General features: G+C 71.5%; 17 protein-coding genes, 1 tRNA gene and 1 riboswitch. Of the genes, 11 read left to right on the forward strand and 7 right to left on the reverse strand.

Features of this window, described 5'->3' with window-relative positions; all coding sequences use genetic code 11:
* Nucleotides 1–55: 55 nt before the first annotated feature.
* The 3 genes from O9K63_RS13865 to O9K63_RS13875 all read left to right on the forward strand — a co-directional run bounded on the left by O9K63_RS13865 (nt 56) and on the right by O9K63_RS13875 (nt 1,982).
* Complete coding sequence (locus tag O9K63_RS13865; protein ID WP_277238756.1) at nt 56–436, forward strand: DUF2267 domain-containing protein; 381 nt, start codon at nt 56–58, stop codon at nt 434–436.
* 184 nt (nt 437–620) lie between these two features.
* Nucleotides 621–693, forward strand: a tRNA-Lys gene (locus O9K63_RS13870).
* A gap of 86 nt (nt 694–779) precedes the next feature.
* A complete protein-coding gene (locus tag O9K63_RS13875; protein WP_277238758.1) occupies nt 780–1,982 on the forward strand; it encodes a MarP family serine protease in 1,203 nt (400 codons plus the stop codon).
* A gap of 32 nt (nt 1,983–2,014) precedes the next feature.
* On the opposite strand, the gene O9K63_RS13880 is transcribed toward O9K63_RS13875, so the two are convergent.
* Nucleotides 2,015–2,944 carry a glycosyltransferase family 2 protein gene (locus O9K63_RS13880; RefSeq protein ID WP_277238760.1) on the reverse strand — a complete coding sequence of 310 codons (930 nt, stop codon included), beginning with the start codon at nt 2,942–2,944 and terminating at the stop codon, nt 2,015–2,017.
* Nucleotides 2,941–3,870, reverse strand: a complete 930-nt coding sequence (locus O9K63_RS13885; protein ID WP_277238762.1) for a glycosyltransferase family 2 protein — start codon at nt 3,868–3,870, stop codon at nt 2,941–2,943. Before O9K63_RS13885 ends, O9K63_RS13880 begins: the two co-directional genes overlap by 4 nt.
* Nucleotides 3,871–4,092: 222 nt before the next feature.
* On the opposite strand from O9K63_RS13885, the gene O9K63_RS13890 reads away from it, so the two are divergent.
* Complete coding sequence (locus O9K63_RS13890) at nt 4,093–5,235, forward strand: UDP-galactopyranose/dTDP-fucopyranose mutase family protein (protein ID WP_277238764.1); 1,143 nt, start codon at nt 4,093–4,095, stop codon at nt 5,233–5,235.
* Here O9K63_RS13890 and O9K63_RS13895 read toward each other — a convergent pair.
* The 4 genes from O9K63_RS13895 to O9K63_RS13910 all read right to left on the reverse strand — a co-directional run bounded on the left by O9K63_RS13895 (nt 5,161) and on the right by O9K63_RS13910 (nt 9,974).
* Nucleotides 5,161–6,516 carry a glycosyltransferase family 2 protein gene (locus O9K63_RS13895; RefSeq protein ID WP_277238766.1) on the reverse strand — a complete coding sequence of 452 codons (1,356 nt, stop codon included), beginning with the start codon at nt 6,514–6,516 and terminating at the stop codon, nt 5,161–5,163. The two genes, O9K63_RS13890 and O9K63_RS13895, sit on opposite strands and share 75 nt — an antisense overlap.
* A gap of 21 nt (nt 6,517–6,537) precedes the next feature.
* Entirely contained in the window at nt 6,538–7,497 is a 960-nt protein-coding gene (locus tag O9K63_RS13900) for a glycosyltransferase family 2 protein (RefSeq protein WP_277238768.1), read from the reverse strand.
* A gap of 52 nt (nt 7,498–7,549) precedes the next feature.
* The gene (locus O9K63_RS13905) at nt 7,550–8,788 is read right to left on the reverse strand and encodes a hypothetical protein (protein ID WP_277238770.1); all 1,239 of its coding nucleotides are present in this window, start codon (nt 8,786–8,788) and stop codon (nt 7,550–7,552) included.
* Between the two features lie 64 nt (nt 8,789–8,852).
* Nucleotides 8,853–9,974, reverse strand: a complete 1,122-nt coding sequence (locus O9K63_RS13910) for a hypothetical protein (protein ID WP_277238771.1) — start codon at nt 9,972–9,974, stop codon at nt 8,853–8,855.
* Here O9K63_RS13910 and O9K63_RS13915 point away from each other — a divergent pair.
* Nucleotides 9,958–10,632 carry a histidine phosphatase family protein gene (locus tag O9K63_RS13915; RefSeq protein WP_277238773.1) on the forward strand — a complete coding sequence of 225 codons (675 nt, stop codon included), beginning with the start codon at nt 9,958–9,960 and terminating at the stop codon, nt 10,630–10,632. The two genes, O9K63_RS13910 and O9K63_RS13915, sit on opposite strands and share 17 nt — an antisense overlap.
* A gap of 19 nt (nt 10,633–10,651) precedes the next feature.
* Here O9K63_RS13915 and O9K63_RS13920 read toward each other — a convergent pair whose 3' ends face one another.
* Complete coding sequence (locus tag O9K63_RS13920; protein WP_277238774.1) at nt 10,652–12,361, reverse strand: S8 family serine peptidase; 1,710 nt, start codon at nt 12,359–12,361, stop codon at nt 10,652–10,654.
* Between the two features lie 75 nt (nt 12,362–12,436).
* A riboswitch (cobalamin riboswitch) is annotated at nt 12,437–12,612 on the forward strand.
* A gap of 43 nt (nt 12,613–12,655) precedes the next feature.
* Between O9K63_RS13920 and O9K63_RS13925 the strand changes: the two genes are divergently transcribed.
* The 6 genes from O9K63_RS13925 to O9K63_RS13950 all read left to right on the forward strand — a co-directional run bounded on the left by O9K63_RS13925 (nt 12,656) and on the right by O9K63_RS13950 (nt 17,869).
* Nucleotides 12,656–13,714: a FecCD family ABC transporter permease gene (locus O9K63_RS13925; RefSeq protein ID WP_277238776.1), complete on the forward strand. Its 1,059-nt coding sequence runs from the start codon at nt 12,656–12,658 to the stop codon at nt 13,712–13,714.
* Nucleotides 13,711–14,514 carry an ABC transporter ATP-binding protein gene (locus O9K63_RS13930; protein ID WP_277238778.1) on the forward strand — a complete coding sequence of 268 codons (804 nt, stop codon included), beginning with the start codon at nt 13,711–13,713 and terminating at the stop codon, nt 14,512–14,514. Before O9K63_RS13925 ends, O9K63_RS13930 begins: the two co-directional genes overlap by 4 nt.
* Nucleotides 14,511–15,560, forward strand: a complete 1,050-nt coding sequence (locus tag O9K63_RS13935) for an ABC transporter substrate-binding protein (protein ID WP_277238780.1) — start codon at nt 14,511–14,513, stop codon at nt 15,558–15,560. The genes O9K63_RS13930 and O9K63_RS13935 overlap by 4 nt, the downstream gene beginning before the upstream one ends.
* A 49-nt stretch (nt 15,561–15,609) precedes the next feature.
* On the forward strand, nt 15,610–16,332 hold the full coding sequence (locus tag O9K63_RS13940; protein WP_277238782.1) for an enoyl-CoA hydratase/isomerase family protein: 723 nt from the start codon (nt 15,610–15,612) through the stop codon (nt 16,330–16,332).
* 3 nt (nt 16,333–16,335) lie between these two features.
* Nucleotides 16,336–16,938, forward strand: coding sequence for a hypothetical protein (locus O9K63_RS13945; RefSeq protein WP_277238784.1), 603 nt, complete (start codon nt 16,336–16,338; stop codon nt 16,936–16,938).
* A 304-nt stretch (nt 16,939–17,242) separates the two neighbouring features.
* Nucleotides 17,243–17,869 (forward strand): DUF47 domain-containing protein, encoded by a 627-nt coding sequence (locus O9K63_RS13950; RefSeq protein WP_277238786.1) that lies wholly within the window; start codon nt 17,243–17,245, stop codon nt 17,867–17,869.
* Nucleotides 17,870–17,873 lie beyond the last annotated feature (4 nt).

Below are 17,873 nucleotides of genomic sequence, written 5' to 3' on the forward strand. Positions count from 1 at the left end.
CCCCCCGGTCCGACGCGAATTCAGAGCACACGACAACCAACGACAAGGAGTACCCATGCGGTATGACGAGTTCCTGGCCGCCGTCGCGAACCACGGCGGGCCGGCCGACCGTGAGCACGCGGACGAGGCCACCCGTACGGTCCTGGCGGATCTGGGGAAGCGGCTGGCCGGCAACGAGCCGCGCGACCTGGCCGCCCAGCTTCCCAGCGAGATGCAGCAGCCGCTGCTGGAGCACAACGGGGAGCAGGAGACGGATGACGACCTCGACGCCTTCCTGCGCAGGGTGGCCGAGCACGAGGGGCGCGGCTGCGACCCGGAGCAGGCGATGGCACATGCTCGGGCCGTGCTCTCCACGATGGCCGGTTTCGTGTCGGCCGGTGAGATCGCTGACCTGCGCTCCCAGCTGCCGGCCGGGTTCGGCACTCTCTTCGAGTGACCCGCTCGATGCTCTGCTGACAGGACGGCGCCGGACCGCGACCACGCGGCCCGGCGCCGCCCCTCTGTCTGTGGCCGCCCCCGCGAAGCCCTGGGCTCGGCGGGCGGCGTTCGGCGGGTAACCTTTGCCCGGGATCGGACCAGTCGATTCTCCCCGGAGAAGTTCCAACTGAAGTCCCGTCCCCGGGCCTCTAGCTCAATTGGCAGAGCTGCGGACTTTTAATCCGTAGGTTGTGGGTTCGAGTCCCACGGGGCCCACAGCCATCTCGCCCCGCACTCCCAGATGGACGTGCTGCCATGTGCGGGGGCTCGACGGCCCCGCCCACCAAGCCCGAGGAGCGACCATGACCGGAGCACTCGTCCTGGACATCGTCCTGCTCCTCGCGCTCGCCGCCTACGTGAGCGGCATGTACCGCACCGGCCTCGTCGCCGGCGCCTTCTCCCTCGTCGGCTTCCTCGGTGGCGGCCTGCTCGCACTCTGGGGTCTCCCCGGGATCCTCGCCCGCTCTGACCTGGCCGGCGGGGACCCCCTTCGCAGCGGGGTGCTGCTCGTCGTCGGCGTCCTCATCGCCGCCGCCCTCGGCCAGTCGCTCGGCGCGATGATCGGCCTGCGTCTGCGCTCGTGGGTGCGCTTTCGCCCGGCTCGCGCGCTCGACTCGCTCCTGGGCGGAGTCGCCGCCCTCCTCGTCGGCGCCACCGTCGCGTGGCTGGCGGCCTCGGCCGTCGTCGGTGCCTTCCCCGGCGCCGCGCAGCCGGTGGCCGGTTCGAAGGTCATCCAGACGATCGACCGGGCGATGCCGGCGCCCGCGGACCGGGTGCTCGGCAGCGTCTACCAGGCACTGGGCGCCAACGACTTCCCGCGCGTCTTCACCGGCGTCCGGCCAGAGGCGATCCGCCCGGTCGAGCCGCCCGGGCCGGGTGTCGCCGAGGGCCCGGGCATCCAGCAGGCGGCCGATTCCGTGGTCAAGGTGACCGGCCTGGCGGCCGGGTGCGGCCGCGGTCAGACCGGCAGTGGCTGGGTGGCGGCGCCCCGCCGGGTCGTGACCAACGCGCACGTCGTGGCCGGCGTGGACCAGCCCTCGGTCCAGGTCGCCGGGAGCGGTCAGACCTACCAGGCCACCACGGTCGCCTTCGACCCGCGGCGCGATGTCGCCGTCCTCGCCGTGCCCGACCTGACGGCCCCGGCGCTGCCCACGGGTGAGAGGCAGTCGCACGGTGACGAGGTGGTCGTCGCCGGCTTCCCCCTCGGCGGCCCGTACGACCTCGAGGCCGGTCGCGTCCGTGAGCTCCTCACCGCACGAGGAGCAGGCATCGACGGGACCCCAGGTGTCGACCGGCAGGTCTACGCGGTCAACACCCGGGTGGAGCAGGGGAACTCCGGAGGCCCCCTGCTGTCACCGACCGGTCAGGTCGTCGGCACGATCTTCGCGAAGTCCCAAGCGAACCGGGACACGGGGTACGCGCTCACCCTGGAGGAGACCCGGCCGGTGCTCGACCGCGCAGCCCGGGCCACCGAGCCCGTGTCCACGGGGTCCTGCGCGGCCTAGGGGTCGTCGAGCACGCCGCAAGGTGATGGTGCTCAGACGAAGGGGGGTCGGCCCAGGCGTGTCATGGTGACCACCGTGCGCCACCGCATTGGCCGGCGCCGAGGTCGCGCGGCCCAGGCCTCCCGGTACCCAGTGAGGATGTCGCGCAGTGACTGGCACCGCACGGCGCAGACGGCCGTCCACGTCACCATGTGTGCCACGAACACGGGGCCGGGCAGGGAGCGCCAGGCCATCCACAGCCGGTTGCGTGCCTGCAGGCGCAGGTGGTTGGCGTGCCGTGACGGCGCGGTGTGGGGGTGGAAGGCGGTCAGGTCGGCGGAGTACCAGACGGACCAGCCGCGATCCATGAGGCGCCAGGCCAGGTCCGACTCCTCCATGGCGTAGAAGAAGCGCGGGTCGAAGCCGCCGACCCCCTCGAACGCACTCGTGCGCACCGCGCAGGCCGCGCCGATGAAGTGGGTGACCTGGCCCGAGCGGTGTGCCGAGCGCCGGCCGACACGGGGGACGTGCCGCCGTTGCGTCCGGCCCGTCTCGTCGACGATCCGCATCGCCATGGCACCCAGGTCGGGGTCCTCGTCGAAGCGCTCCAGGACCGACGCCAAGTGGTCCTCCCCCTGCAGCTCCGCGTCGTCGTCGAGGAAGAACACCACCTCGGCATCGGTCGCGGCGACGCCGAGGTTGCGGCCGCCGGGGATCCCGGCGTTGTCAGGCAGGACGATGAGGCGGTCGGAAGGGTCAGGATCGGGGGGGTCAGCCCCGTTGACGACCAGCACGAGGTGCGGGTCCACGCCACGCTGGGCACGGACCGAGGCGATGGCCCGGCTCAGCTCTGCTGGGCGGGTGCACTGAGTGAGCACCACGACGGCGATGCGCGGCTGCGTGCGGTCAGAGGTTGATGGAGGCGTGTGGGAGAGAGCCGCCGCCATTGCTACACCGTCCTTCAGTGCGTTCTGCACGGTCACCGGGGCACCTTGAGTCCGCGGGGGAGCAGGGTGACGCACCGTGCCGCCTCGCGAGCCTGCTGGCCCGCAGTGGGCCAGTCGCCGGAGCGGGCGCAGGTCAGCGCGGACCGCCCCGCGAAGTAGGCGGAGTAGGCCAGTGCCCGGCGGACCACGGCCGGGCGACGTCCGGGGGTGACGTGCGCACTGACCACCCCGATGGCCTGCACGCGTTCCCGGACGTTGGCGCCGGTGCGCACGAGTGTGGAGGTGTGCGAGGCCTGGTGGCGGCGGTATCGGGCGAGGACCTCGTCGACGAAGAGCACGGGGCCGTGTGCCGCCAGGCGGGTCCACATCTCCCAGTCGGCCGCGTGGGGGAGGTCCGTGCGGTAGCCGCCGACCTTGGCGTAGGCCGAGCGTCGCACGACGATGCCCGGGGCGCGCACGCGGTTGGACACCGCGAAGGTGTCGAGGGCCTCGGTCCAGATGCCCGTCCCGTGTCGGTAGGACCGTGTGGTGTAGAGGTGGTTGCCGTCGGCGTCGATGTCCTGGGCGCGGCAGACGGCTGCGACTGCGCGGGAGGGCAGCAGCGCCTCCTCCATGGTGGTGTAGAAGCCGGGAAGGATCTCGTCGTCACCGTGGAGCAGGTGGACGAGCTCTCCCTGGGCGAGGGCGATGCACCGGTTGAAGGTCGCCACGGCGCCGCGGTTGGGTGAGTGGCGCACGTAGCGCACTCGTCCGGCTCCGACCTGCTCGACCACCCGGTCGGGGGCGTCGTCGGAGGCGTCGTCGACGACGATGATCTCGGCGTCGTCGCGGTGCCCGAGCTGGGCGACCACCTCGGGCAGGGCCCGGGCGAGCAGGTCGGCGCAGTCGTGGACGGGGATGACGACGGACCAGCGCGGTCGGTCCGTGGACCCCACCGCCGCGATGGTGGGTACCTGAGCCATGCAGGCATGCTAGTGGCCCTCGGGAGAATGTGGTGTGCGCCATGCCGGTGCGGGCACGCCGTGGCGTGTTCATTTTCCTTTCGGCGTCCATGCACGCGTGGGTCCACGCCGTGGCGCCTCTCGTGGCTAGGGTGATGCCGTGAAGACGTTGCCCGGCACCGCCCCCTGTCCAGTCTCCGTAGCCGCACCGGCTGTCCGCGTCGACCACCGGGGGGTGTCGCGATGAGGTTCGGCATCGCCGGCGCCGGCTTCTCCGGAGCGGTCATCGCCCGCGAGCTCGCCGAGGCGGGCCACGAGGCGGTCGTCTTCGAGTCGCGCGCCCACATCGCCGGGAACTGCTACACCGAGAGGGACCCCGAGAGCGGGGTGATGATCCACCGCTACGGACCGCACATCTTCCACACCGGCGACGAGCGGGTGTGGGAGTACATCACCCGGTTCGGCACGATGATGCCGTACAACCACCGGGTGCGCACGACCGTTGGTGGCCGGACCTACCTGTTGCCGGTGAACCTGCTGACGATCAACCAACTGTTCGGGACCGCGATGCGTCCCGACGAGGCCCGCGAGTTCATCGCGGAGCAGGCCGACCAGGACATCGAGGAGCCGCAGAACTTCGAGGAGCAGGCGTTGAAGTTCATGGGCCGCACGCTCTACGACGCCTTCTTCCACGGATACACGCGCAAGCAGTGGGGCCTGCACCCGCGCGAGATCCCGGCGTCGGTGCTCAAGCGCCTGCCGCTGCGCTTCAGCTACGAGGACTCCTACTTCAACCACCCGCACCAGGCCATCCCCCGCGACGGCTACACCGCCATCGTCGCCGCCATCCTCGACCACCCGGGGATCGAGGTGCGGCTGTCGACGCCGTACACCGCCGCGGACCGCTCGCAGTTCGACCACTCCGTCTGGACGGGACAGCTGGACGCATGGTTCGACCACGAGCTCGGTCGTCTGCGCTACCGGACGCTCGACTTCGAGGAGATCCGGGCGACGGGGGACTACCTGGGGTGCTCGGTGATGAACTTCGGCGACGTGGACGTGCCCTACACGCGCATCGCGGAGCACAAGCACTTCGCTCCGTGGGAGGAGCACGAGGACACGGTGTGCTTCCGCGAGTACAGCCGGCTGGCCGAGGACGATGACATCCCGTACTACCCGATCCGCATGGCGAACGACAAGACGCTGCTTAGCAAGTACGTCGAGGCGGCCCGTGCCGAGTCGGGCGTGACCTTCGTGGGGCGGCTCGGCACCTACCGCTACCTCGACATGGACGTCACGATCGGTGAGGCCCTAGCCGCGGCCGACGGGATCCTCGAGGCGATCGGCAGCTCGCGACCGATCCCCTCGCTCTTCGTCGACGCCTGAGGGCGAGCCACACCCGGAGGGGGCGGCGCCCGACTCGAGCCGACGCTCGATGTCGTTCAGCCGCTCCTCGATCCGGCGCAGCCGCCGGTCGATGACCACCAGACCGAAGAGCACGTCCCGCCCGCCTGAGTCGGGTGCCTTGCTGCGGGCCCGGGTGAGGTACCCGGACAGCCGGCCGCTCGGCGCCGAGTTGCGCAGGTAACGGCTCGTCAGCACCGCTGTGTGCCGCAGTCCGGAGTGGCGCAGGTGGAAGGCCGCGGTGACCACGGGGTTGTCCGAGCCCGGTCGCGTGGACAGGGCACGCGCGAAGGTCCCGAACTCACGCTTGGCCACGGCGGTGCTCAGCCGCTGGGCGGTCGCCCCCTTGTTGTTCTCCTGCAACGCACGTCGGACGGTCTCGAGGGAGTACTGGGCGAAGATCGGCACGAGGACGTCGAAGAGCCGGCGCCGCAGCTCGGGCGGTGTCCGGCGGGAGATCCACTCCATCTGGGAGATCACCCAGCCCAGGAGGGGCCCCTGGTAGAGGTCCAGCAGCCCTCGTGCGGCCAGCCACGTGTGGATCGTGTCGTGGTGGTGGAAGATGTGGAACAGCCGCTCGTCGGCCGTGGCCATCGTCTGGCCGCTGCGGGCCACGCGGTGGTAGCACAGCACCTCGGGGACGATCGCGATCGACGCGGCGGAGACGACCGTGAACCAGTGGAAGGGGTTGTCCTCGAAGAACCCCTCGCTCACGGGGAAGCGGATCGAGTGCTTCTCGAGGAGCTCGCGTCGGTACAGCTTGCGCCACGGCACGGCGATGAAGCGCAGGAACGTGTGGCTCGTGGGCACGTCGAGCTCGTAGTACGGCTCGGTCAGGGGCGCCCACCGGTGCGCGTCGGCCGGGGCGCGGCGCTCGCCCGTGGCGTCGACCTCCTCCTGGTAGTCGCACATCGCCAGGTCGGCCCCGTGGGAGACGGCCGCGGTGTGCAGCCGCTCGAACATCGTCGGCTCGATGTGGTCGTCACCATCGACGAAGCCGACCCAGGTACCGGTCGCGCGATCGAGACCGATGTTGGCGGGCGTGGCGACGCCGCCGGGGCTGTTCTCGCTCTGGAGGACGGGGACGAAGCGGGGGTCACCCTCGCAGAACCGGGCGATGCGCTCGGGCGTCGAGTCGCTGGACCCGTCGTCGACCACGATCACCTCGATGTCGGTGAACGTCTGAGCAGCCACGCTCGCGAGGCACTGCTCGATGTAGTCCTCGATGTTGTACGTGGTGACGATGATGCTGAGTTCGGCCACAGCGATCCCCTTTCTGAGGTGTCAGGTCTGCGCGCGGCGCACGATGCGGCTGGCCAGTCCGGCGTCCTGCCTGAACCGGATGCGGTGGAAGTCGCTGAGGTCGATGCGCAGCACGTGCTCATGCACGCGCAGGTTGAACTCGTCCCGGACGTCCGGCGTGATGCGTTCGGAGGCCCACCCGGTCACCCGCGTGACGAGGTCCCAGTACTGCCGGGCGAACTGCCGCCGCTTCATCGGTCGGGCCTCGAGCTCGGTGTAGGTCTCGTCGAGGGCGTCGATGAGACTCAACCTGGCCCGGCTCTCACGATTGGTCAGGTTGCGCCCCCCTTCCCCGACGATGTGGGTGCACAGGGGCTGGTCGAGCAGCAGGATGGTCTCCGCGTCGACGAGGGTGAGCCAGTGGCCCAGGACGTCGTTGTGGACCTGGGTGGCGCCGTACCTCAGGCCGGTGCGGCGGTAGTGGTCGGTGCGCGCGATCTTGTTCCACGGGTAGTTGGTGAAGCCGAGCAGCTGCGGCACCTCGTCGAGGCGGGCGAGCCGTCGCGGCGAGGTGACGTACTGCTCCCACACCGCGACGTCGAAGGAATTCATGCCCTCGGCGGTCGTACCGGCCCGCCGGTACCGGTAGGGGAGCATCGCCACACTCGCCCCGCTGTCGTCGAGCGCCCCGAGGGCCGCGGTGAGGGCCTCGGGATGGATCTCGTCGTCGGCGTCGAAGAAGAGGACGTACCGCCCGGAAGCCCGGGCGAAACCGTGGTTGCGAGCGACCCCGGCGCCGTGGTTGTGGGGGAGGCGCACGAGCACCAGGCGGGGATCGTCGATCGCGCTCACCCGCTCCACCGAGTCGTCGCTGGAGTCGTCATCGACGACGATCACCTCGACCGCCACCGAGTCGATCGAGAGGAAGGACTCGACCACTCCCGAGACCGTCGCGCTGGCGTTGTGCATCGGGATGATGACCGACAGGTCCGCTCTGCTCATCGATGTTTGCTACTTCCTGCCGTGGGGCTGGGCCGGTGCGTGCGCGGTCAGCCTATCGGGGTCGACGGGTGGTCGCGCGGAGCGTGTGGAGACGGCGTGTGGCCGCGTGCCCTTGGTCGAGGACGGCGCGTGCTCCCCGCAGGATCGTCGGCCCGCCGGGCAGCTCGCGAACCCGCTCCTTGGCGGACTCGGCCGGCGTGGGCCGGGGCCGTGTTGCCGGTTGTGGGCGTCCTGCTCGGCCGTTCCCGACCATGACCGAGGCCACGACCGCTTCGACCGCGGTGTCGATGGGCATGGAGTCGGGGACGGGGACCTCGCCCGGTTCGGTCGTGCCGACGGGCGCGTGGAGCGAGGCGAGGTCGCCGATGACGTTCACCCGACTGTCGGCGATGCGGTCCGCGATCTCACGACCGTAGGTCGCGGCTCGCTCGGCTGCCCACTGCGGGAGCAGGATCCGGCGCTGCTCACCCCGCACTTCCGGCTCGGTGCGCAGCATGCGGGCCACGGCCTGGCGGCGATAGGCCAGGGCGTACTCGCGGAAGGGGACGCCGTTGCGCCTGAACGCCTCGTTCTGCCGGCGGAAGAACTCCGCCTCCGCCGGCGACAGGGACCGGTTCGCCGCGCCGCCGTCCGCATCGGCGTGCGCGAGCATCCCCGACGGCAGATCGAGCAGGCGTTCGAGCGACGCAGGGACCCTGGTCGGGTCCGTCTTGTCAGCGATGATCACGGTCACGCGGTCCGGGCCGAGAAGTCGCTCCCATCGCTCGACCATCCCGGCCTGGTCGCTCTGCCGGTCCCACTGCTCGTCGCGCCGGAGTCCGGGCGGAGCTGCCAGGGCGTCGCGCAGCCACGTCTCGAACGGAGGCGTGACCCGGCCGTTCTTGACGATCTCCTGCCAGTACGAGCCCAGCATCCCCGACAGCGGGCGGAGGGTGATCGCGACGTGGGTGCGCTGCCCGAGGGCATCGATGAAGCGTTGAGCCATCGCGTCGTCGGCCTCGCACGCCCACTCGTGGCTGATGAGGATGCGGTTGGTCTCGTCCCCTTCGACCTCATCCATCAACTGGTGCCATGTCGCCAGGTCGGGGTACTCCCCTTCCCGTCGAACGCCCATGAAGGCTGCGACCGGAGTGAAGTGGTTCAGCCCCTTCCCCGGGTAGCGGACACCACTCTCGAGGAGCTTCGTGCGCCGCTGGGACGCTGCGCGTTGCACGGCCGTCGTGCCTGATTTCATCGCACCGATGTGGAGCAGTCGGGTCCGCGGAGGGGTCGGCGCCATTGGTCCCAGCATGAAGGTCAGGGTAATGGTGGCGGAAGGGCCCCGGTGACCGGCACCCGGACGGCTCCCCCGGACGTCACTTCCCCTGCTGGACCCGGACGAACTCCACCGCTGCGGCGATCTCGGCCGAGAGGGTCTTGGCCTCGTCGAGTCGGTGCACGTTGGGTGTGGCGTCGTACTTGTCCCAGTCAGGATCCATGTCGGTCGACTCGAGCTCGGGACGCCTGTCGATGAGCTCTGCATTCTCAGCGGAGAAGCGATCCTGGACGGTCTTGGCGATGTCCAGCCCGACCTGCAGACGCTCGGACGTGGGAAGCGCTGCCAGAAGGGTCTTGAACTGATCCGCCCCCAGCGCCTTGTCGACCTTGTGCTCGACCAGCGCGTTCGACGTTGCGATCGCGCGCCAACCGAGGGCCTCGTTGACGCGGAGCGGCTCGCCGAGCCCATCCTGCGAGAGGTTGAGTGTGTCGATGATGTGCGCCGACATGTCAGGCGACCGGCGGAAGGGCACGACCTGGACGCGATCGGCGCCGAAGACCCTTTCCCACACGGCCACGGTCGCCGACATGTTGTACAGCCAGTTGCCCGGGCCCACCGCCTTCCTGGTGAACCAGGCACTGTCGACCACCTCCCCGAGCCTGGCGGTCTGGGAGGCGTTCGAGACGAGCATGTCGATCTGGGGTCGGACGTGGACCACGACGGTGATGTCGTCCGACACGCGTCGAAGCATGTCCTTTGCCCGTTGCACCGTCGACTCCGCGCGCACCCGGGAGTAGAGGTGCTCGTTGGAGATCAGGAGTGTGTCCGGGTTCCCCGCTCTCACCTCGGTGGCGAGCGAGTCGGCCAACTGACGGCGAAATGCCCGGTGATCATCCTCGGTGGCCACTCCGTTGCGGGCGAAGTAGGGATCGTCCTTCATGAGGTCGCTCGCATAGACCATCATTCGGGTGTGATTGACCCTCCCCAGCGACAGTGGATACAGCACCCCTTGATCGCGTAGCCCATCGCGGTTGCGGTTGCACCACTTCTGGAAGGACGTGGTTCCCGACTTCGGCGGCCCGATGTGCAGCAGGATACGGGGACCAGTGATCACCTCGGTGACTGTAGCAGCGGCCCCGCACGACCTCCCGTGGACGCGTCCACCCGGTCCGGCCCCCGGGAGTGGATGGCACGATCGGTCCGTGCGACTCCTCCTCATCCGTCACGGCCAGACGCCCCACAACGTCACGGGGGCGCTCGACACCGCCTTCCCGGGGGCCGGCCTGACCGGCCTGGGCCGCGTGCAGGCCCGCGCCGTCCCCGACGTGCTCACCGAGCCGGTCTCCGGCGTCTACGCCTCACCCCTCGTGCGCACCCAGCTGACGGCCGAGCCGCTCGCGCTCGCGCGCGGCGTCGACGTCCGCGTGCGCAAGGGACTGGAGGAGATCTCCGCCGGCGAGCTGGAGCTGCGCTCGGACGAGGGGTCCCGCGAGGCCTACATCGCCGCCCTCGTGCGGTGGATGCGCGGGGACCTCGACCACGTGCTCGGCGGTGGGGAGAGCGGCCGCGGCTTCCTTGCCCGGTACACCTCGGCGGTGGCGGCGATCACCGCCGAGCACGCCGACGGGGACACGGTCGCGCTCTTCAGCCACGGGGCGGCCATCCGCGTCTTCGCGACGGCGGCCGCGCGCCTGACTGCGGCCGGGGCCGCGGACCTGAGCATCATGAACACCGGCATGGGCGTCCTCGAGGGCGACCCGCGGTCGGGATGGCGCCTTGCCGGCTGGTCCAGCGAGCCGCTCGGGGGCCTCGACCTCGAGGACCCCGAGGCGCAGGACGTCACCGGCGAGAGCGCCGAGGAGGTACTGGACGACTGACGAGGGGGGACCCCGTCCGTCAGCGCACGGCCGCGGCCACGTCGAGGATCCCGTCGCCGAAGAAGCCGTTGCGCTCCGCGGTGCCGGTGCACACGGCGCTGGTGCCGCCGCCACCGTCCTCATCGCCGCCGAGCGCGGTGCACTCGTGGTCGCGGGCGCTGCGGCGCAGGGTCTGCACGACCTCGTCGGGAGCCACCGAGCCACCGTTCTCGCTGATGACGAGCGCGGCGGCACCGCTGACGTGCGGAGCGGCCATCGACGTGCCCATCAGCCACGTGTACAGGCCGCACCGGGCGTCGGGATCGGGCTCGCCCCGACCGATGCCCTCGGGGCAGCCGCGCACGACCCCCTCCTCGGCACCGGAGACCGTCACCCGGCCCTGCTCGTCGACATCACCCGTGGCGAGCAGCTCGTCGCGCGATGCCGTGGAGAGGATCGGCAGGCCGTTGTCGTCGCCTGTACCGCCCGGCGCCGCGAGCGCGACGTCGTCCGATCCGGGGTCGGACGTGTAGTTGGAGAAGCCGCTGCGGGTGAGGTCCTCGTCGATCGAGGAGACGCCGATGACGTGCGGTCCGTCGAGGGGCAGCAGTCGGCAGTCCCGGTCGAGCGTGCGCTCGTGCGTGCTGTCGCCGAAGTTGGGGCTCGTGTGGTCGGTGCCCGGGTCGGCGAGGTCGCGGGAGTTGTTGCCTGCGGCGGTGACGAGCGTGACGCCCCGGTCGTGGGCGAGCTCGAGGGACCGACGCATCAGCTCGATGGTCACGTCCTGCACGGTGGCCTGGGCGGGGGAGTCCTCCGGTGCGCCGCCGGGGCAGGAGTAGAGCCAGGGGTCGACGTAGAAGCTCATGTTGAGCACGTCGAGCTCCTGCTCCGCGCCGGCGGTGATCGCGTTGGCGACCGGGCCGAGGAAGAAGTAGCCGGCGTCCTGGCCGGCGCGCAGGTCGACGAGGCCCACCTCGGGGGCGACGCCCTGCACGCCCAGTCCGTTGGCCGAGGCGGCGATCGTGCCCGCGACGTGGGTGCCGTGCCCGTTGTCGTCGCTGCCGACGGGGTCGACGCACCCGTCGTGCTCGCACGTGCCGTCGAGGCCGGGGATGTCGGTGACGAAGGACCGCGAGCGCTCCGCGTCCACGCGCTCGACGAGGTCGGGGTGGCTCGAGTCGACGCCCGTGTCGATGACCCCGACGCGCACGTCGGGGCTGCCGGCGGTCACCGACCGGGCCTGGGGGGCGTTGATCTCGGCCATGCCCCACAGCCACCCGTCGAAGGGGTCGCCACCCTCCGGCGGAGCCGGGGGCTGCAGCGTGCTCGCCGCGGGCTCGGTGTCCTCGGGGGAGGAGGTGGGCTCCTCCTCGGGGGACCAGCCGACGCTCTGGTCGGTCACGGCCTGCGCCACACCGTCGACCCCCTCGGCGCTCGCCCGCACGTCCTTGCGGGTGCTGCGCAGCGTCACCATGCCGATGCCCCGGTTGACCGAGGTCAGCGCGAGGCCTGCCTGCTCGAGCTCGTCGGCGACCCGGTCGGTCTCCTGCGGGTCCTCGACGAGGACGACCCAGTCGCGGCCCTTCGCCGGCTGCTCGAAGGTCTCGACGAGCGCAGCCTCCGCCGGCGGCGACGAGGTGGACGACGTCGATCCCGATGACGAAGGGGGGGCCCCGCCCGGCAGGGAGCACCCGGCGATCACGACGGCGAGCGCGAGCCCCCACACCGCCCCGGTCCGTCGTCCACGCATCTGGTGTCTCCCCCTTCGTCCGAGCCGGTCTGCCGCGCAGTCTACGGACGGCGCACCGGACGCAGGAGTCGCTGCTAGGGTCCGTCACGAGTCAGACGCACACCAGTGCAAGGGAATCCGGTGCGAATCCGGAACTGTCGCGCAGCGGTGAGGGTGACTGACGGGGTGTGAACCACTGGGCCGCCAGCCCGGGAAGGGACCCCGTCGGGACGACCCCGAGTCCGAAAACCTGCTGTCTCGCCGTCATCCGTACGGGCCTCGCGATCTGGGCCCCTGATGCAGGTGGAGCCTCGCATGTCCCACGACCGACCCGGCGGGCGCCGTGTGCCCACCCGCCCCCTCCTCGTCCTCCTCCTCGCGCTGACCACCACCAGCGCGGTCCTCTCCCTCGCGCTCGGCTCGGAGCCGCTCGCGGTCTCCGGAGTGCTCGACGTGCTCCGCGCCCGTCTCGCCGGCGCGGCGGGTCCGGACCCGACCCTCGACACGATCGTCTGGGACCTGCGGGCCCCGCGGGTCGTCATGGGCATGGTCGTCGGCGCCGGTCTGGCGATGGCCGGCGCCTGCATGCAGACCCTCGTGCGCAACCCGCTGGCCGACCCCTACCTCCTGGGGGTCTCCTCGGGCGCCGGCGTCGGGGCGACCCTCGTCATCGTGCTCGGCGCCCTCGGCGGCCTCGGCGTGTGGGCGCTGTCGCTCGGCGCCCTCGCCGGAGCCCTCGCGGCGACCGCACTCGTCTTCGGCATCTCGATGTGGCAGGGCGGGATCACCCCCCTTCGCCTCGTGCTGACGGGGGTCGTGATGTCCGCCGCCTTCTCGTCCGTCTCGAGCTTCCTCGTCTTCGTCAGCGCCGATCCGCGGGCGACCCAGTCGGTGCTCTTCTGGCTCCTCGGCAGCCTCTCCGGGTCGGTGTGGGACCGCGTCCTGCCCTCGGTGGTCGTCGTGGCCCTCTCGATGACGGTGCTCATGGCCCTGCACTCGTGGCTCGACGCGCTGGCGGCCGGGGCGGACGTCGCCTCCGGGCTCGGCGTGCCGGTGAGCACCCTGCGCATCGGCCTCTTCGTCCTCACGTCCGTGCTCGTCGGTGTGCTCGTGGCCGTCTCCGGAGGCATCGGCTTCGTCGGTCTCGTCGTGCCCCACCTCGCCCGCATCCTCGTCGGGGCACTGCACCGCAGCGTGCTGCCGGTCGCGGCGGTGGGTGGGGCCCTCTTCCTGCTCTGGGTCGACGTCGCCGCCCGCGTCGTCGTGCGACCCCAGGAGATCCCGCTGAGCGTCGTCACCGGCCTCGTCGGCGCCCCGATCTTCCTGCTCCTCCTCGGCCGGCGTCACTACACCTACTCGGGAGGCGGCGAATGACCCACCTGTCCTGTCGCGGGCTCACCTGCGCCATCGGCGACCGCACGATCCTCTCCGACGTCGACCTCGACATCGGGCGCGGCGAGATGGTCGCGCTCGTCGGCCGCAACGGCAGCGGCAAGTCCACCCTCATCCGCTCGCTCACCGGCCTGCGGCCACCGGTCGCCGGCTCGGTGCACGTCGACGGCAGCGACCTCACGGCGCTCTCGCCCCGCCGGCGCGCCGGCCACCTCGCCCACGTGGGCCAGGAGGAGGGGCCTCCCGAGGACCTGCTCGTCGGCGAGATGGTCGCCCTGGGGCGCATCCCGCACCGGCCACCGTGGTCCGGTGGGACGAAGGGGGAGGAGCGCATCGTCCTCGACGCCCTCGCCGCGGTCGGGCTCGCCGAGCAGGTCGACCGGCCCTGCCAGCACCTGTCGGGCGGGGAGCGGCGGCGGGCGATGCTCGCCCGTGGTCTCGCCCAGGGCACCGACCTGCTCGTCCTCGACGAGCCGACCAACCACCTCGACGTCCACCACCAGATCCAGCTGCTGGAGACCGTCCGCGGGCTCGGTCGCACCGTCCTGGCGGCGGTGCACGACCTGGCGCTGGCCGCGGCGCACTTCGACCGGGTGGCCGTGCTGCACGAGGGGCGTCTGCACGCGCTCGGGGAGCCGGCCGAGGTCCTCTCCACGGACACCCTGCGCGAGGTCTTCGCCGTCGACGCCGTCCGCCTCACCGACCCGGCCACCGGCCGGGTGCACCTCTCCCTCGGCCCGGGCGCGCTCCCCGCGGCCACTACTCGAAAGGCCCTCGCATGATCCGCCGTCGCACCGTGCGCACCACCGCCGCGCTCGCCCTCCTCGCAGCCGGACTCGCCGGGTGCGGCGCCGGCGACAGCGCGGGCCCCGCCCCCGCGAGCGGGGGCGAGGTGACGGTGACCAACTGCGACCGGGAGGTGACCCTCCCTTCGCCCGCGGAGCGGATGTACGTCACCGGTGACGGCAACCTGCTCGCGCTGGTCCTCGCCCTGCGCGCCGAGGACCAGGTCGCCGGGGTGACCGGCCTCGACGACGGCAGGCAGGCCCTGTCCACCGTCTACGGGCAGGACGTGGTGGACGGCCTGCCGGTCGCCTCCCCCGACCGTCCGACACTGGAGAACGCCATCGCGCAGGAGCCGGACGTCGTGGTCTCCGGGTGGGGCTACGGTTTCTCCGACGAGCAGAACTTCACCCCCGACGGGCTCGCGGAGCACGACATCGGTGCGTACGTCCTCTCGGAGAGCTGCCGGCAGGAGAGCGGCGCCCGCGGGACGATGCCGCCGTGGGAGGCGCTCCACGCCGACCTGGCCGACCTCGGGAGGATCACCGGGCACCCGGGCCGCGCGGACGCGGTGGTGGCCGACATCGAGGAGCGGCGCCGGGCACTGGAGCAGGCCCCGCAGGCGCAGGAGCCCCCGACGGTCTTCCTCTTCGACTCGGGGACGAAGGAGATCTTCACCTCCGGCTCCTACGGCGCGCCGCAGGCGATCATCGAGACGGCCGGCGCACAGAACGCGACCGACGACGTCGCGGACACCTGGACCGAGGTCTCCTGGGAGCGGCTCGTGACGTCCGAGCCGGACGCCATCGCCTTCGTCGACTACCCGGGCCAGACCTTCGAGCAGAAGGTGGCGGTGCTCGAGACCAACCCGGCGACGAAGGACCTGCCGGCCGTCGAGGAGGAGCGCTACGTCAACCTCCCGATCTCCGCGTGGACGAGCGGGCCGCTGAACATCGACGCCGCCGAGCAGCTGCGGGTCGCCCTCGAGCGCCACGGTCTGGTCCCCGAGAGCGCCATCGAGCCCCGGCACGACCTGCGACCGTGAGCGCGTGAAGGGGTCGGCATCCGTGGGTGGGGTGACTATGGTGCAGGGTGTGGGAGTCACGTACGAAGCATCCGACCGTCTGGCCCGAATCGTCCTCGACCGGCCCGAGGCGGGCAACGCGCTCGACCTCGACATGGCGCGCGAGCTGCGCGAGCAGGTCCAGCGTGCGCTCGCGGACCCCTACGTGGACATCCTGACGCTGACCGGCAACGGCACCGACTTCTGCGTCGGTTCGGACACGAGCAAGGCCGAGCGGGCGGACGATCCGACGACCGCCGTCTTCGAGCTCGCCGCTGCCCTCGAGGAGCTCTTCGCCCTCCTCAACTCCTCCGCCAAGATCGTCCTCGTCGGCGTCCAGGGGCTCGCGGCCGGTTCCGGCCTGGGCCTCGTGCTCGCCGGGGACCTCGCCTTCTGCTCCGGCGACGCCTGCTTCCGCGTCCCGCCGAAGGGGGGAACCGGCGCCCCGGACCCGGGGTTGGCCTGGCTGCTGCCCCGCGCGATCGGCCAGCAGCGTGCCCTCTCCTTCGGTCTGGGTGGCCGTACGCTCGACGCGGCGACGGCCGACAGCTGGGGCATCGCCGAGCTCGCCCCCGACGGGGACGTCCCGGCCGCGTTGCGGGACGCCGCCGAGAACCTGGGCGGCAAGCACCTCTGGGCCAACTCCGAGATGCGTCGCCTGCTCCACGCCTCCTGGGAGACCTCCCGCACCGAGCTGTCCCAGTCCGAGGCCGTCACGCTCGTGCGGGCCCTGCTCAACCGGCAGCGGCGCTGAGCCGTGGCCGACCCCGGACGTCCGCGGCGCCCCGTCCACTTCGGCCCCGACGCGATGGAGGCGCACGGCGGCACGCTGCCCGATCCTGCTGAGGCTGCGGAGGCCGCGCACGCGGCCGCAGTCACCGTCGTCGAGGCCGGACGCTCCGGCGCCGACCCGGCCACGACCGACCGGCTCGTCCGGCTCGTCGACGAGCTGGGCATCGACACGCTCGCCCACCTCTGGTCCGACCGGCCGGCCCGCAGCCTGCCGGGCGCGCTGTGGCGGATGTACCTGCTGCGCGAGTGGGTCCAGCGCCAGCCCCTCGAGGCCGCGCGGCAGTATGCCTCCGGCATGATGGTCGCCCCCGTGAGCCACGTCATCGCCGGCGTCGTCGAGCCGCCGGGCGTCGACGAGGTGCGCCAGCTGTCCGACCGGATCCTCTCCGGGGTCTTCGACGGGGACCTGGCGATCGCCCTGGAGCGGGCCGGCGCCTTCTGCCGCGTGATCGCGACCGGCCGGGCGCACCTGGAGGACGGGGACGTCACCTCGGCCTCGGCCATGATCGGCACCGCCGAGGACCTCGAGGCCGGCGCGCGACTGTGGCGCAGCGGCCACCTGGCCTGAGTGCCCCCACCGCAACTGCCTAAGCAGTTGCGGTGGGTCAGCCGCCGCTCGCCTGCAGGAGCCCAGGCAGTTGCGAAGGGGGAACATCGTGGCCTCGGTCGCCGTTAGGGTGGGGGAGTGCGCCGGGCCGCGGTAGCCCCGGGTCCCAAAAATCGCCGCTACGAGCGGCCGTGCGCCGTGAGGCGCTCCCGGCCCGGCGCACTCTCTCCCACCGCTGGTGAACCTCCGATGGCGAGGACGTGGCCGGACGGTTCTAGGCTGACCCCCGACAGCGCGACCTCCCCGGACCTGGAGATACGAACGAGTGGGCTTCCTACGAGCACAACCACGAGATGACAGCTTCTACCAGCTCCTCGCAGACAGCGCCCACCAGACCGTCGCCGCCGCCGAGATGCTCACCCACATGCTGGCGGCCGGCACAGAGGAGCGCGAGGAGCTGGCACCCCGGCTCAAGGACATCGAGCACCAGGCCGACGAGGCGACCCACGCGATCATCCACAAGGTGAACTCGAGCTTCGTCACCCCCTTCGACCACAGCGACATCGTCGAGCTGGCCGCCGCCCTCGACGACTGCACGGACTTCCTGGAGTCCGTCGGCCAGACGGTGGTCCTCTACCGGATGGACGGCCTCATGCCCGGGGTCACCGCGCAGATGGAGGTCATCGTGCGGATGGCCGAGCTGACCGCGGACGCCATGCCGCGGCTGGCGACGATGAAGCAGCTCCGGGACTACTGGGTGGAGATCAACCGCTTGGAGAACGAGGGCGACGCGATCTACCGGGACCTGCTCCGCGACCTCTTCGGCGGCGCCGTGACCGACCCCATCGAGGTGATCAAGCACAAGGACATCATGGAGCGGCTCGAGATGGCGGCCGATGCCTTCGAGAAGGTGGCCCACCGCGTCGAGAGCATCGCCATCAAGGAGTCCTGACCGA

Source organism: Janibacter cremeus, assembly GCF_029395675.1.
Taxonomy (GTDB): Bacteria; Actinomycetota; Actinomycetes; order Actinomycetales; family Dermatophilaceae; genus Janibacter; species Janibacter cremeus_A.